Genomic DNA, 13,388 nt, shown 5'->3' with positions numbered 1-13,388 from the left:
CGATCAAGCGGATCAAGCGAATCAAGCAGGCCAAGGGGGCGGCGTGCGCATAAGGCGTGCCGGGTGGCGCGCGGGCGGGTGGCGGGCGCCGGCCGCCGCAGTGGTCGCGGTGGCGGCGCTCGCGGGCTGCGGGGTCACGGACGACGGTCCGGCGGCGGCCGGTGCGCCGGCCACAGGGGCGCGGGCGGCCGGCGCGCCGGTGGTGCGGGCCTACTTCCTCACCACGAACGGCACCTGGCCCGTCGCCCGGCCCGCACCGCCCGGCGCCGGGCCGCAGACGGCGCTGAACGCGCTGCTGGCCGGGCCCACCCGGGCCGAACGGGCCCGCGGGCTGGTCACGGCGCTGCCGGCCGGCCCGCACGAGGTCCGGGCCCAGGTGGCACCGGGGGCGGTCGACGTGTCTCTGCCGTGGGTGGTGTCGGAGCTGGAGCCGGCGGCGGTGAGCCAGCTGGTGTGCACGGCCGCCGCGGCGCCGGGCATCCCGGGCCACAAGCGCCCGGTGGACGTGGTCGTACGGCTCCATGAATCGGGGCTGTCCCCCCGTGGTGGGAGTCCCTGGCCGGTGAGGTGCGACGAGACCGGCGCGGCGGCCCCCATGGAGGCCGAGCGTGCGGCCCGCTGACGCCTGCCTGTGCCCGTGCGCCCCCTCCCGGCGGCCACCGCACTCCCCGGATGGGTAGCTTTGCCCCTGTCTGCCCCGCTAGGGGTGGATGTGCCGACCGACGAAAAGGAGAGGCCCGGCCATGACACGCGTCCTGCTGATCGAGGACGATCCGGCGGTACGCCGCGGGGTCAGCCTGGGGCTGCGCCGCCGCGGCCACGAAACCGAAGCGGTCGGCACGGGCGAGGACGGCCTGGCGGCGCTCCGGCCGTTCGCGCCGGACATCGTGCTGCTCGATCTGATGCTGCCCGGGATGAGCGGCCTGGAGGTCTGCCGGCGCATCCGTGAGATCAGCCAGGTACCCCTGGTGATCCTCTCCGCGCGCGGCGACGACATCGACATCGTGGTGGGCCTGGAGGCCGGCGCCGACGACTACGTCGTCAAACCCGCCAGCGGTGAGCTGATCGAGGCCCGGATGCGCGCGGTGCTGCGCCGGGTGGCCCCCGCACAGCCCCCCGTGGAGTCGCGCGAGCGGTGCACCACCTACGGCGACCTCACCATCGACGCGGTCGGTCTGCAGGTGCGCAAGGACGGCCAGGATCTCGTGCTGGCGCCCTCGGAACTCAAACTGCTGCTGTTCCTGTCCGCCTCGCCGCAGCAGACCTTCAGCCGCCAGCAACTCCTCGAACAGGTCTGGGAACACAGCTACTACGGAGACGCCCGCCTGGTCGACGCGTGTGTGATGCGGCTGCGGTCCAAGATCGAGGATGATCCGCGCGCCCCGCGCTACGTCCAGACGGTGCGCGGCTTCGGTTACCGCTTCGGCCCGCTGTGAAGCGCCGCCTGGTCCCCCGCGGCCTGCGCACCCGGCTCGTCGTCGGCTTCCTCCTGGTGTCCGCGCTCAGTGCCCTGACCACCGCCGCGATCACCTACCACCAGGCGCGCACCGCGATCCTGGCCCGCGCCCAGAACAGCGCCGTGCACGACCTGCGCGACCAGGTCGACTCCCTCGCGCCGGACCTGCCTGCCCGCCCCACCGACGCGGATCTGCGCACCCTCACGCTCCAGCTCGACCGGGCCGGCGGCGCGCGCAACTGGCGCACCGCCGCCGCCTACCGCGGCGGCCCGCTCGTCGCCACCACCACCCCCGCCCCCGTCGTCCCCGCGGAGCTGCGCAGCTCCGCGGCATCGGCCCGCAACGCCGTCGTGCAGCGCTTCCACCGCGACGGCGACCCCCGGCTCGCCGTCGCGCTGCCCGTCGCCTCCGCCGGCCGCTCGTCCGCGCCGTCCGGGCTCGTCGTCTACGCCTCCTTCTCGCTCGCACCCGAGCAGCGCGACGTCAGCTCGCTGGTCGCCGCGGCCCGCGCCGGCGCCCTGCCCGTCGTGCTCGCCTCCCTGGTGCCCGCGCTGCTTGCCGCCCGCCGCGTCCTGCGCCCGGTGCGGCAACTGCGCTCCGCCACGGAGTCCATGGCGGCCGGCGCGCTCGACACCCGTATCGACGTCACCGGCGACGACGAACTCGCCGACCTGGGACGCACCTTCAACACCATGGCCGCGACCCTCCAGGCCGATGCCACCACCCTGCGGCGCATGGAGGAGGGCGCCCGCCGGTTCGCCGCCGACGTCTCGCACGAGATGCGCACCCCGCTCGCGGCGATGACCGCCGTGACCGGGGTGCTCGACGAGGACGCCGCCTCCGGCCGGCTGGACCCGGAGACGTCCGAGGCGCTGACGCTGGTCGCCGACGAGACCCGCAAACTCGCCCGCATGGTCGAGGACCTGATGGAGATCTCCCGGTTCGACGCCGGTGCCGCCGTGCTGCACCTCGACGAGATCGACGTCGGCGAACTCGTCCGCAAGACGCTGGCGCTGCGCCACTGGCAGGACCGGGTCGAGGTCTCCGTGCCGGAGGGCCTGCGCGCCCGCGTCGACCCGCGCCGTATCGATGTCGTCCTGGCCAACCTCCTCGGCAACGCCCTGCGCCACGGTGGCACCTCGGCGCCGGTGCGCCTGCGGGCCCGGGCCGGCCCGGACGCGCTCGTCCTCACCGTCGCCGACGGCGGCACGGGCATCCCCGACGACGTGCTGCCGCATGTCTTCGACCGCTTCACCAAGGGCGACGCGGCCCGCACCCGCAGCGAGGGCAGCGGGCTGGGCCTGGCCATCGCCGCCGAGAACGCCCGGCTGCACGGCGGCACCCTCACCGCCGCCAACGCCCCCGACCGGGGCGCGGTGTTCACCCTGACCCTGCCCTGGGACCCGGCATGAGAGGGCGCCCGGGAATCCTCGTGCCGCTCGTGCCGGCCCTCCTTGCCCTGGTCAGCGCCTGCGGCATCACCGACAGCGGACCCGCACAGGCCGGCCCGCCGGCCACCGGAGGGCCCGAGCGGGAGAGCCGCCCGGCGGACGTCGTGCACGTGTACTTCTCCTCGCCCCTCGGCCTCGAACGGGTCTCCCGCCTCGCTCGCGGCCCGAACTCCCCCCAAGACGCCCTGAATCGCCTCCGGGAGGGCCCTGACGAGGCCGAGCGGGCCCGCGGCCTGATCAGCTTCGTCCCGCGCGACGCCCCCGCGCCGACGGTCACCGGGCAGCGGCGCGGCGGAGCCGACGTCCTCGTGCCCCGCGGGTGGGGGACCAACCGCACCGCCCTGCGCCAGCTGGTGTGTACCGCCGCCGACGCGGTGGGCACGGCGGACGGCACCCCCCTCGGCGAGGTGGAGGTGCGGGTGCGCCGCGCGCCGGGCGGGGCCACGGAGACCCAGCGCTGCGAGCTGCCCCCGGGCTCAGGGCGGGGCCCGGTGACACCCGAATCGAATAAAGGCGCGGAAACCACCTAATAGGGTGAACTGACTGCGCGTGGCTCCCCGTTCACCGTCGGTGCGGACACGATGTGCGGGTCGAGGTCGCCGGCCCGCGTGTTGTCCCCCATGGGCGCGGCCGGCGGCTCCATTTCTCCTGTGAGGGTTCCACACACGTGTCCATCAGTCCCGCCCGTTCCTTCGGCATGCCCCGACGCCTCGCCGCGACCTTCGTCGCCACCGCGCTCACGGCCGGCCCCGCCCTTCTGCTCGGCGCCGTGCCCGCCCATGCCACCGGAAGCCACGGCCCGGCCCGCGGCACCGCCGACGCGGTCGTGCTGCGCACCGGCCTGAACGTCGGGCTGCTCCACAAGACGCTCGATGTGCCGCTGAACGCCGTGCTGAACGACGTGCACGCCCCGGCCTCCGCCTCGAAGACCGCGCTGACCGTCACCCTCGACGGCATCGACGGCGGCAAGCCGTTCAGCGTGCTGCGCGCCGATGCCGCCACCGCGCGCGGCACCGCCGACCGCCACCGGGCCGAGGGCTACGCCAACCTCGTACGGGCCAAGGTGCGCCTGCCCGGTCTGCCGCCGCAGCTGTCCCTGATCGAGGCGCGGCAGGTCACCGCCAAAGCGGTGTGCGCGGCGGGGCAGCGACCCCGCGCCGAGTCCAACGTGCTGGGGCCGGTCCGCGTCCTGGGCAAGAAGGTCACGCTCACGGCGGGCGGGACGACGGACGTCAAGGTGCCGGGCGTCGGCGAGGTGCGGCTCGACCTGTCCCGGAAGAGCGTCACGTCCAAGAGCGCCGCGGCCACCGCGCTGGAGCTGAAGGTCTCCCTCAACCCGCTGCGGCTGAACGTCGCCGAGGTGCACGGCCAGGTCACGCTGGTCCGGGCCGGCTGCACCGCACCGGGCGGCACGGCGCCCGGGGACAACGGCTCCGGCGGCACCAGCGGCGGCCAGACGGGCGGCGGTCAGTCGGGCGGTCAGAGCGGCGGCAGCAAGCCGGCCGGCGGAGGGACCCACGTGCAGCAGACCGGAGCCAAGCCCGGCACCGGCCAGAACCTCGCGGAGACCGGCGGCAGTTCGGCCACGCCGTACCTCGCCGGCGGCGCGGCCCTGCTGGTCGCGGCCGGGGCCGGCGCGATCGGCTACACCCGCCGGCGCCGCGGCGCCGCGCCGCAGGGCGGCCGCGGCTGACGGACCCGTACACCACGCCGGTGCTGTGGGGGCACCGCGTGTGGGGTACGGCCGGGGTGCGCCGTACGGGCCCGTACGGCGCACCTCACCCCTCGCCGGGATCCCCGTGGCCGCGTGGTCCGCGGGGATTACGGCGAGGTCGGCCCCATCGGGCTCCTCCGGACTTCACCTGGCCCCTCCGGCGCGGCCTGCCGCCCGGGGCACGCCCCGACCCGCCCTACGCCACGGCCTCGCCCAGCACGTCGCCCAGGGCCGTCGCGAACCGGTCCGTCGTGGCCCGGTCCCGTACCGCCAGCCGCAGCCAGTCGGGTCCCAGGCCCGGGAAGGTGTCGCCCCGGCGCACCGCGAAGCCACGGGTCCGCAGCGCGGCCCGTACCGCGTCCGCGCCCGGCAGCCGGAGCAGCACGAACGGGCCCGCCGCCGGGGCGACCGTCCGGATCTGCCCGAACGCGCCCAGCCGGGCCAGCAGATGGTCCCGGTCCACGGCGATCCGCCCGGCCGCGGCGGCCGCCTCCGCCAGCGCCCCGGGCGTGGAGCACGCCTCGGCCGCCGCCAGCGCGGGACTGGAGACCGGCCACAGCGGCTGCGCCCGCTCCAGGGCGGCGACGGTGTCCGGGTCGGCCAGCACATAGCCGATCCGCAGCCCGGCCAGCCCCCACGTCTTGGTGAGGCTGCGCAGCACCACCAGGCCCGGCAGATCCGTGCGGTCGGCCAGCGCCTCCCGTTCGCCGGGCACCGCGTCCATGAACGCCTCGTCCACCACCAGCGTGCGGCCGGGCCGCGCCAGGCGGGCCAGGACGTCCGCGGGGTGCAGGACCGAGGTGGGGTTGGTGGGGTTGCCGAGGACGACCAGATCGGCGTCCTCGGGCACCGCGGCCGGATCCAGCCGGAAGCCGTCCCGGGCGTCGAGCAGGACCCGTCCGACCTGGTGCCCGGCGTCCCGCAGCGCGGCCTCGGGCTCGGTGAACTGCGGATGCACCACGACCGGCCGGCGGGCGCGTACGGCGCGGGCGAGCAGGACGAACGCCTCCGCGGCGCCGGACGTCAGCAGCACCCGCTCCCCGGGCAGCCCGTGCCGGTCGGCGACCGCCCGGCGCGCCGCCCGGCCGTCCGGGTACGCGGCGAGGGTGTCCAGCGACGCGGCGATCCGTGCCCTGAGCCAGGCCGGGGGAGTGCCGGTGCGGACATTGACCGCCAGATCCGTCAACGCGCCGTCCGCGCCCCGCACTTCGGCGTCGCCGTGATGCCGCAGGTCGGGTTCGGGCGGCGGGACGGCCGGGGGAGCGGGGAGCCGGGCGGATCCGGTGCGCGGGGGCACGGTCACCGCTCCCCGGTGTCCGCCGCCGGGGAAGCGGCGCGCCGCGCCGCGCCGGCGGTCTCCCGGGCGTCCTCCGCCGCCGCCCGGCCACCGCACGTCGCGGCGCTCAGCAGCGGATCGCCCGCCGCCGCGTGGTAGCGCTCCATGACCACCTCGGCCAGCTCGGCCGGGGTGCCGAGCACCCCCGCCCCGAGCACCTCCGTGGCCGGGTGCGCCGCGGCCCAGCCCTCGGTCTGCATCCGCAGCCGCTCCAACAGACCGCCGGGGAAGAAGAAGTAGGGCAGGACCACGATCCGGCCGGCCGCACCGGCTCCCGCAGCGGCGGCCAGCGTCCGGCACCGGTCCAGTCCGGCCGGCACGTCGGGGGCCGTCCGGGCGACGAACGCGGTCTCCACGCCCGCGAATCCACGCCCCTCCCACAGCAGCCGCGCGGCCCGTAGCACCTCGGCGTTGGCCTGCGGATCGGTGGTGCCGCGCCCCACCAGCAGCACGGTCGTCCGCGCCCGGTCCTCGGGCCGGCGGGCCCCGCCGCCCAGCGCCTCGTCCAGCCGCCGCTCCAGCACGTCCAGCAGCCTGGGGTGCGGCCCCAGCTCGGCGCCGCAGACGTGGGCGAGGCGGGGGTGGCGCTCCGTCGCCCGCGCCAGCGCCGCGGGCAGTGCCTCCGGTACCGGCCCGGTGGGGGCGAGCAGCAGCGGTACCACCGCGAGCCGGGTCACGCCGCGTGCCACGAGCCCGTCGACCGCCTCGTCCAGCGGCAGCGACGCCGGTGAGCTGCCGAAGAATCCTCCGGCGACGGGGACATCGGGGTGGCGCTCGCCGAGCACACGCACCAGGGTGCGCAGGGCCTCGGCACCACTTTCGTCACGGGTGCCGTGACCGGCGATGAGCAGTGCGGGAGGAGGGGTCACTGGGTCTCCTTGGTGCCGGTGGTTGTGCTGTCGGGCGCCGGGCCGCCGACGGCCGCCGTCCGCCGATCCGTGCCACGGCGGGGCGGGTTGGACGAGGTCATGACGATATCCGCAGCCTGCGAAGGAGCCTCGGTGGCTCCCTCCCTACCAGCGGTAACCCCACCGTGGTCTGTTACTGCCGGGCCGGCGAGCGCGCAGGTCGCCCCCGCCGGCCGCCCCCGCGGCGCCGACTTCCGCTTGCCGGCGAGGAGTTCGGCGCCCGGCCCCGCGGCCAGCAGCGCGGCGGCCTCGGCCACGCTCGGCGTCCCGACGGCGGCCGCCGCGGCCGGGGACGGAGCCGGTACCCGTACGGCCGCCAGCTGCGCCGCCGGGAACGACCGCAACGGCACCCCCAACCGGCGGGCCGCGCCGAGCAGCCCCGGCTCCGCCGCCCTGGCCGTCACCGTCGCCAGGGCGACGACCCGCGCCGCCGGGTCCACCGAGGCCAGCGTGGCGCGGACCAGCTCCAGCACCTCGCCGACCGGGACACCGCGGCGCGCTCCGACGCCGGCGACCAGCGCCGCCGTCGGCTCGCCGGCCGCCCGCGGGCTCATCCCCGGGCCGCGGCGATCCGTGCCGCGCTCGCCACCAGCCGCCCGGCCAACGACGGTTCGGCGGCCCAGTGCACATGCAGGTACGAGGCGTGCACCCCGCCCGCCACGAACCCCTCCACCCGCCGCTCCGGGTGCGTTTGCCCCCACGCCGGATCCGCGCCCGCCCCCGGCTCCAGCACCGTGCGGTGGAACTCGTGGCCCCGCACCCGGGTCCCGGCCGCGGCCAGTACGTTGTCGCCGAGTGCCACCGCCTCCCGGTAGCCGAGGGTGAGCCGCTCGGTCATCCGGGCCTCGGCGGGCAGCACCCCGCACATCGGCTTCCCGTCGATCGACCGGGACAGGTAGAGCAGCCCGGCGCATTCGGCGGAGACCGGCGCCCCCGAGGCGGCCAGTTCGGCCACCGCCGCACGCAGCGGCGCGTTCGCCGACAGCTCCGGCGCATAGACCTCGGGGAAGCCGCCGCCGATCACCAGCCCCTGGGCGCCGGGCGGCAGCCGCTCGTCCCGCAGCGGGTCGAAGGGCACCACCTCGGCGCCCGCGACGGCCAGCAACTCGGCGTGCTCGGCGTACGAGAAGGTGAACGCGGCGCCGCCCGCAACCGCGATCAGCGGCCTGGCGGAGGGCGCAGCCGTGGACTGCTCGGCCGCCGGTGCCAGCTCCGCCGCCGGATCCCATGGCGCGTCCGGCAGCTCGGGCACGCTGCGCGCCAGCGCCAGCAGCGCCGGGAGATCGCAGCCTTCGCGGATCCGCGCGGCGAGCTCGCTCACCGACTCCAGCGCCTCGGCCCGCCGTTCGGCGACCGGCACCAGGCCCAGATGGCGCGACGGCGTCCCGGCCCGCCCGTCGCGGCGCAGCGCGCCGAGCACCGGCACCCCCGAGGAGTCCATCGCCTCGCGCAGCAGCTGCTCGTGGCGGTCCGAGCCGACCTTGTTGAGGATCACCCCGGCAAGCCGCACCTCCGGGTCCCACGAGGCGAAGCCGTGCACCAGCGCGGCCACCGACCGGGACTGCGAGGAGGCGTCCACCACCAGCACCACCGGTGCCCGCAGCACCTTCGCGACCTGCGCCGTCGACGACAGCTCGCCCCGGTCCGACGCCCCGTCGAACAGCCCCATCACGCCCTCGACCACGGCCAGATCCGCGCCCGCCGCACCGTGCAGGAACAGCGGCGCGATCCGGTCCGTCCCGCACAGGAAGGCGTCCAGGTTGCGGCCGGGCCGGCCGGTGGCCAGGGAATGGTAGCCGGGGTCGATGTAGTCGGGGCCCACCTTGTGCGGCGACACCGCGAGCCCGGCCTCGGTGAACGCCGCCATCAGCCCGGTGGCCACGGTCGTCTTTCCCGCTCCCGACGCCGGCGCGGCGATCACCAGCCGGGGGACCGCACCGCCGCTCATGCCGTACTCGCCCGGTTCACCGTGGTCACCATTCGATGCCCCGCTGGCCCTTCTGGCCCGTGTCCATCGGGTGCTTGACCTTCGTCATGTCCGTCACCAGGTCGGCGAAGTCCACCAGCGCCTCGGGGGCGTCCCGTCCGGTGATGACGACATGCTGCGTACCGGGGCGGTCGCGCAGCACCGACACCACCTCGTCGGTGTCGATCCAGCCCCACTTCAGCGGATAGGCGAACTCGTCCAGCACCAGCAGCTTGTAGGTCTCCGCGGCGAGATCCCGCTTGACCTGCTCCCAGCCCTCGCGCGCCGCGTCCTCACTGGAGGCGATGTCGCGCTGCACCCAGGACCAGCCCTCGCCCATCTTGTGCCAGGCGACGGTGCCGCCCTCGCCGGACTCCCCGAGCACCTTCAGCGCCCGCTCCTCGCCGACCTTCCACTTCGCCGACTTCACGAACTGGAACACCCCGACCGGCCAGCCCTGGTTCCAGGCGCGCAGCGCCAGCCCGAAGGCGGCGGTGGACTTGCCCTTGCCCTGGCCGGTGTGGACGAACACCAGCGGGCGGTTGCGGCGCTGGCGGGTGGTGAGCCCGTCGTTCGGTACGACGGACGGCTGTCCCTGCGGCATTACGCGGCCTTCCTGTTGCCTTGCACGGTCCGTACGAGCGCGGAGACGCTGTCCGCGCGCAGTTCGTCGAGGGTGATCGCGGTGCCCTGCAGCTCACGGGCCAGCTCGCCCGCGAGGCCCAGCCGCACCGGGCCCGCCTCGCAGTCCACGACCACCGAAGCGGTGCCCGCACCGGCCAGCAGCCGGGCCGCCCGGGCGGCCCGCACCAGCGGCTCGGGGCCGCCGGTCGCCCGCCCGTCGGTGACGACCACCAGCAGCGGCCGCCGCGAGGCATCCCGCATCCGCTCCACCCGCAGCACCTCATGGGCCCGCAACAGCCCCTCCGACAGCGGCGTACGGCCGCCCGTCGGCAGCTGCTCCAGCCGCGCCGCGCCCGCCTCGACCGAGGACGTCGGGGGCAGCGCCAGCTCGGCGCCGCCGCCCCGGAAGGTGATCATGCCGATCTTGTCGCGGCGCTGATACGCGTCCAGGAGCAGCGAGAGCACCGCGCCCTTGACCGCACTCATCCGCTTCCGGGCCGCCATCGACCCGGACGCGTCCACGACGAACAGGACCAGATTGCCCTCGCGCCCCTCGCGCACCGCCTCGCGCAGATCGTCCCGCCGCACCACCAGACCCGGCCCGCGGCGGCCGCGCACCCGCTGGTGGGGCGCCGCGGCCTGCACGGTCGCGGCCAGGTGCAGCTTGCCCAGGGCGCCGTGCGGGCGCCGGGCGCCGGTCGTCCGGCCGTGCGCGGTGCGGGCCCGCGAGCGGCGGCCGTCCGCGCCCTCGCCCAGCCCCGGCACGTCCAGCCGCCGGGTGCGGAACGGCTCGGCGGCGCCGACCGCGGCCTTCTCGCCGCCCGCGCCCGGTGCGCCCTGCTCGGCCGGTTCCTCCGCCCGCCCCGACTCGCGGGCCTGCTCCGGGGCCGCGGGCTGCTCCTGGGGGGCCTCCCGCTCCTGCTGGTGGGGGAGTTCGGGGCCCGGGGCCGGCGACTCGTCCGGGCCGCCGTCCTGCGGCGGGCGCCCGCCGCCCTCCGGACCGCCGCCACCGGGGCCGTCGTCCGGACCGTCCGGCTCCGGATCGTCGTCGCCGCCCGTGCCCTCGTCCGCCCCGAACTCCTCCAGCGTTTGGTCGAGTTTGTCCTCGTCCAGGCCCGGTGCGTCGAACGGATTACGGCGCCGGCGGTGCGGCAGCGCCAGCAGCGCGGCCTGCCGCACGTCCTCCTCCAGCACCTCCGTCCGCCCCGCCCACGCGGCCAGCGCGGTGGCGGTGCGCGCCATCACGATGTCCGCGCGCATCCCGTCCACCTCGAACGCGGCACAGGTCGCGGCGATCTGCCGCAGCGCCGCGTCCCCCAGCGTCACGCCCGGCAGCAGCTCCCGCGCCACGGCGATCCGCCGGCGCAGCTCGTCCTCCTCGGCCGCCCAGCGCGCCGCGAAGCCGGCCGGATCGGCGTCGTACGCCAGCCGGCGCCGCACGACCTCCACCCGCAGGTCCGGCTCGCGCGAGGCGGCGACCTCGACCGTGAGCCCGAACCGGTCCAGCAACTGCGGCCGCAGCTCGCCCTCTTCGGGGTTCATCGTCCCCACCAGCAGGAAGCGCGCCGCGTGCCGTACCGAGACGCCCTCCCGCTCCACGTACGAGGCACCCATGGCGGCCGCGTCCAGCAGCAGGTCCACCAGGTGGTCGTGGAGCAGATTGACCTCGTCGACGTAGAGGATGCCGCGGTGTGCGTCCGCCAGCAGACCCGGCTCGAAGGCCTTCACGCCCTCCGCCAGGGCCCGTTCGATGTCCAGCGCGCCGACCAGCCGGTCCTCGGAGGCGCCGACGGGCAGTTCGACCATCCGGGTGGGGCGTTCCTCGGCGGCGCCCGTGCCGTGCGGCCCGTCGGGGCAGCCGGGGTCGGGCGCGTCCGGGGCGCAGGCGAAGCGGCAGCCCGCGACCACGTCCACGGCCGGCATCAGCGCCGACAGCGCACGCACCGCGGTGCTCTTGGCGGTGCCCTTCTCGCCGCGGACCAGCACACCGCCGACCGCGGGGCTCACCGCGTTCAGCAGCAGCGCCAGCCGCAGGTCGTCCATGCCGACCACCGCGCTGAAGGGGTACTGCGGGGTCGTGTCGTGCGGGGTTGTCATGCTGTGTCGTCCTCCACGTCGCCGTCGAGCTCCGTATCCGTCCCTTGGGTACCCCTCATGGCGCCCCCGGAGGCACGAACGGCAGCCCGTCCGGTACCCCCTCCTCGATCAGCCGCAGCAGCGCGGCGGTGTCCGCGTGCTCCTCGATCAGATCGCCCAGCCGGTCCAGCTGCTCCTCGCGCAGGGCGGCGAAACAGGTGTCGGGGGCGGGCACGAACGCCCGGCCGGCGTCCGCCGCGACCCGCCGCAGCAGGGCCCGGCGGAAGCCGTCGCTCTCCAGGGAGCCGTGCCAGTGCGTGCCCCAGACGGAGCCGACCCGGCAACCGTCCAGGAACTCTTCGTCCCCGCCGGTCACTTCGGCGACCCCGTGGTGGATCTCGTACCCCTCCACCGGCTCGCCCAGCGCCGTACCCGCCGGCCGGGCCAGGGTCTTCTCCGCCGCGAACCGCACCCGTACCGGCAGCAGCCCGAGCCCCTCGACGGTGCCCGCCTTCGACTCGACCTCGTCCTCGATGAGTTCGCCCAGCATCTGGAAGCCACCACAGATGCCCAGCACCGGCTGGCCCTCGGCGGCCCGCCGGGCGATCGCGTCCGCCAGTCCCCGCGCGCGCAGCCACTCCAGCGCCCGGACCGTGCCCCGGGTCCCCGGCAGCACCACCAGATCCGCGTCGGCCAGCTCCTCGGCCCGGTCCACGAACCGCACCACCACGCCCGGCTCCGCGGCCAGCGCGTCCACGTCCGTGAAGTTCGACATCAGCGGCACGGCGCAGACCGCCACCCGCAGCACCTCCGCGCCGTGCGGCTGGGGGCCCCTCCCAGCGTTAGCTGGGGGAGCCACCACGCTCTCGCGCACCGCGCCGCGCAGCGACACCCTCAGGCCGTCCTCCTCGTCGATGCCCAGCCCGTGCGCGAAGGGCAATACGCCCAGCGTCTGCCGCCCCGTGAGGCCGCGCAGCATCTCCAGCCCCGGCTCCAGCAGCGTCACATCGCCCCGGAACTTGTTGACCAGATAGCCCGCGACCAGCGACTGGTCCTCCTTCGACAGCAGCGCGGTGGTACCGAAGAAGGACGCGAACACCCCGCCGCGGTCGATGTCGCCGACCACGACGACCGGGATCCTGGCGGCCCGCGCGAGGCCCATGTTCACGATGTCGGTACGCCGCAGGTTGATCTCGGCGGGGCTGCCGGCGCCCTCGCAGATCACCGCGTCGTGCGTGCGCCGCAGCTCGGCCAGGCAGTCGGTGACGGTGCCGAGCAACTGCTCCTGCCGGCCCGCGTACGGCGTCTCCCCGGGGGACGACCCCCCGGACCCCCCGAAGTACCCCCGGGCACTGAGCTCACCCACCGGCTTGCCCAGCAGCACGACCTGGCTGCTGCGGTCGCTGCCCGGCTTGAGCAGCACCGGATTCATCAGCGCGGTCGGCTCCACCCGGGCCGCGGCGGCCTGCATCGCCTGGGCCCGCCCGATCTCCGCGCCCTCGCGCGTGACGAACGAATTCAGCGACATGTTCTGCGCCTTGAACGGTGCCACCCGGACGCCCTGACGGGCCAGCCAGCGGCAGATCCCCGCCGTCACCACGCTCTTGCCGGCGTCGGACGTCGTACCGGCCACCAACAGGCCACCACCGACCGCCCCGCCGGCTGCCCCGCCGGCTGCCTTCAACCGCCCGTTCACCGGGTCCTCCTCCTGCGCCGGGGGTCCGGCTGTTGTGAGCTGTGGGCGCCACGGCTGTACTTGGGGTTGCTGCACCGCTTCGGGGCTCTGCACCACTTCGGGTCGCTGCACCGCTCGGGGGCTGTACACCACTTCGGGTCTCTACACCCGCCCACCCCCC

Annotated in this window: 11 protein-coding genes and 1 pseudogene; 5 read left to right on the top strand and 7 right to left on the bottom strand. The window is 76.0% G+C overall.

Features of this window, described 5'->3' with window-relative positions; genetic code table 11:
- Positions 1-43: 43 nt before the first annotated feature.
- From EST92_RS17880 to EST92_RS17860, 5 genes are all read left to right on the top strand, one after another.
- Positions 44-622, top strand: coding sequence for a GerMN domain-containing protein (locus EST92_RS17880; RefSeq protein ID WP_254068891.1), 579 nt, complete (start codon positions 44-46; stop codon positions 620-622).
- A gap of 121 nt (positions 623-743) precedes the next feature.
- Positions 744-1,436 carry a response regulator transcription factor gene (locus EST92_RS17875; protein WP_129281911.1) on the top strand — a complete coding sequence of 231 codons (693 nt, stop codon included), beginning with the start codon at positions 744-746 and terminating at the stop codon, positions 1,434-1,436.
- On the top strand, positions 1,433-2,869 hold the full coding sequence (locus EST92_RS17870; protein WP_129281910.1) for a HAMP domain-containing sensor histidine kinase: 1,437 nt from the start codon (positions 1,433-1,435) through the stop codon (positions 2,867-2,869). Before EST92_RS17875 ends, EST92_RS17870 begins: the two co-directional genes overlap by 4 nt.
- Before the next feature lie 20 nt (positions 2,870-2,889).
- Positions 2,890-3,438 (top strand): GerMN domain-containing protein, encoded by a 549-nt coding sequence (locus EST92_RS17865; protein ID WP_129281909.1) that lies wholly within the window; start codon positions 2,890-2,892, stop codon positions 3,436-3,438.
- Positions 3,439-3,605: 167 nt separating this feature from the next.
- Complete coding sequence (locus tag EST92_RS17860) at positions 3,606-4,601, top strand: SCO1860 family LAETG-anchored protein (RefSeq protein ID WP_275540885.1); 996 nt, start codon at positions 3,606-3,608, stop codon at positions 4,599-4,601.
- A 217-nt stretch (positions 4,602-4,818) separates the two neighbouring features.
- Here the strand turns inward: EST92_RS17860 and cobC are convergent, their stop codons facing one another.
- The 7 genes and pseudogenes from cobC to EST92_RS17825 all read right to left on the bottom strand — a co-directional run bounded on the left by cobC (position 4,819) and on the right by EST92_RS17825 (position 13,228).
- Positions 4,819-5,919 carry an Rv2231c family pyridoxal phosphate-dependent protein CobC gene (gene cobC, locus EST92_RS17855; RefSeq protein WP_129281907.1) on the bottom strand — a complete coding sequence of 367 codons (1,101 nt, stop codon included), beginning with the start codon at positions 5,917-5,919 and terminating at the stop codon, positions 4,819-4,821.
- Positions 5,920-5,921: 2 nt separating this feature from the next.
- Positions 5,922-6,827, bottom strand: a complete 906-nt coding sequence (locus tag EST92_RS17850; RefSeq protein WP_129281906.1) for a sirohydrochlorin chelatase — start codon at positions 6,825-6,827, stop codon at positions 5,922-5,924.
- 188 nt (positions 6,828-7,015) lie between these two features.
- Positions 7,016-7,420, bottom strand: a pseudogene (locus tag EST92_RS17845) (cobalamin biosynthesis protein); the annotation flags it as partial.
- Entirely contained in the window at positions 7,417-8,814 is a 1,398-nt protein-coding gene (locus tag EST92_RS17840) for a cobyrinate a,c-diamide synthase (RefSeq protein WP_129281904.1), read from the bottom strand. The pseudogene EST92_RS17845 and the gene EST92_RS17840, both read right to left, overlap by 4 nt.
- Before the next feature lie 25 nt (positions 8,815-8,839).
- Complete coding sequence (gene cobO / locus EST92_RS17835; RefSeq protein ID WP_129249660.1) at positions 8,840-9,436, bottom strand: cob(I)yrinic acid a,c-diamide adenosyltransferase; 597 nt, start codon at positions 9,434-9,436, stop codon at positions 8,840-8,842.
- Positions 9,436-11,553, bottom strand: a complete 2,118-nt coding sequence (locus EST92_RS17830) for a putative cobaltochelatase (protein WP_129281903.1) — start codon at positions 11,551-11,553, stop codon at positions 9,436-9,438. The genes cobO and EST92_RS17830 overlap by 1 nt, the downstream gene beginning before the upstream one ends.
- A 55-nt stretch (positions 11,554-11,608) precedes the next feature.
- Positions 11,609-13,228, bottom strand: coding sequence for a cobyric acid synthase (locus tag EST92_RS17825; protein WP_174244047.1), 1,620 nt, complete (start codon positions 13,226-13,228; stop codon positions 11,609-11,611).
- Positions 13,229-13,388: the final 160 nt, after the last annotated feature.

This window comes from Streptomyces sp. TM32 (assembly GCF_004122755.1).
Classification (GTDB): domain Bacteria; phylum Actinomycetota; class Actinomycetes; order Streptomycetales; family Streptomycetaceae; genus Streptomyces; species Streptomyces sioyaensis.
The sequence above is the reverse complement of the archived record's forward strand: the minus strand, read 5'-3'. Positions and strand labels throughout refer to the sequence as shown.

What these genes read in the sequence shown, in the direction of transcription:
- EST92_RS17875 (WP_129281911.1), top strand. Translation starts at nt 744, where the DNA reads ATGACACGCGTCCTGCTGATCGAGGACGATCCGGCGGTACGCCGCGGG.
- EST92_RS17860 (WP_275540885.1), top strand. Translation starts at nt 3,606, where the DNA reads ATGCCCCGACGCCTCGCCGCGACCTTCGTCGCCACCGCGCTCACGGCC.
- EST92_RS17840 (WP_129281904.1), bottom strand. Translation starts at nt 8,814, where the DNA reads ATGAGCGGCGGTGCGGTCCCCCGGCTGGTGATCGCCGCGCCGGCGTCG.
- cobO (WP_129249660.1), bottom strand. Translation starts at nt 9,436, where the DNA reads ATGCCGCAGGGACAGCCGTCCGTCGTACCGAACGACGGGCTCACCACC.
- EST92_RS17830 (WP_129281903.1), bottom strand. Translation starts at nt 11,553, where the DNA reads ATGACAACCCCGCACGACACGACCCCGCAGTACCCCTTCAGCGCGGTG.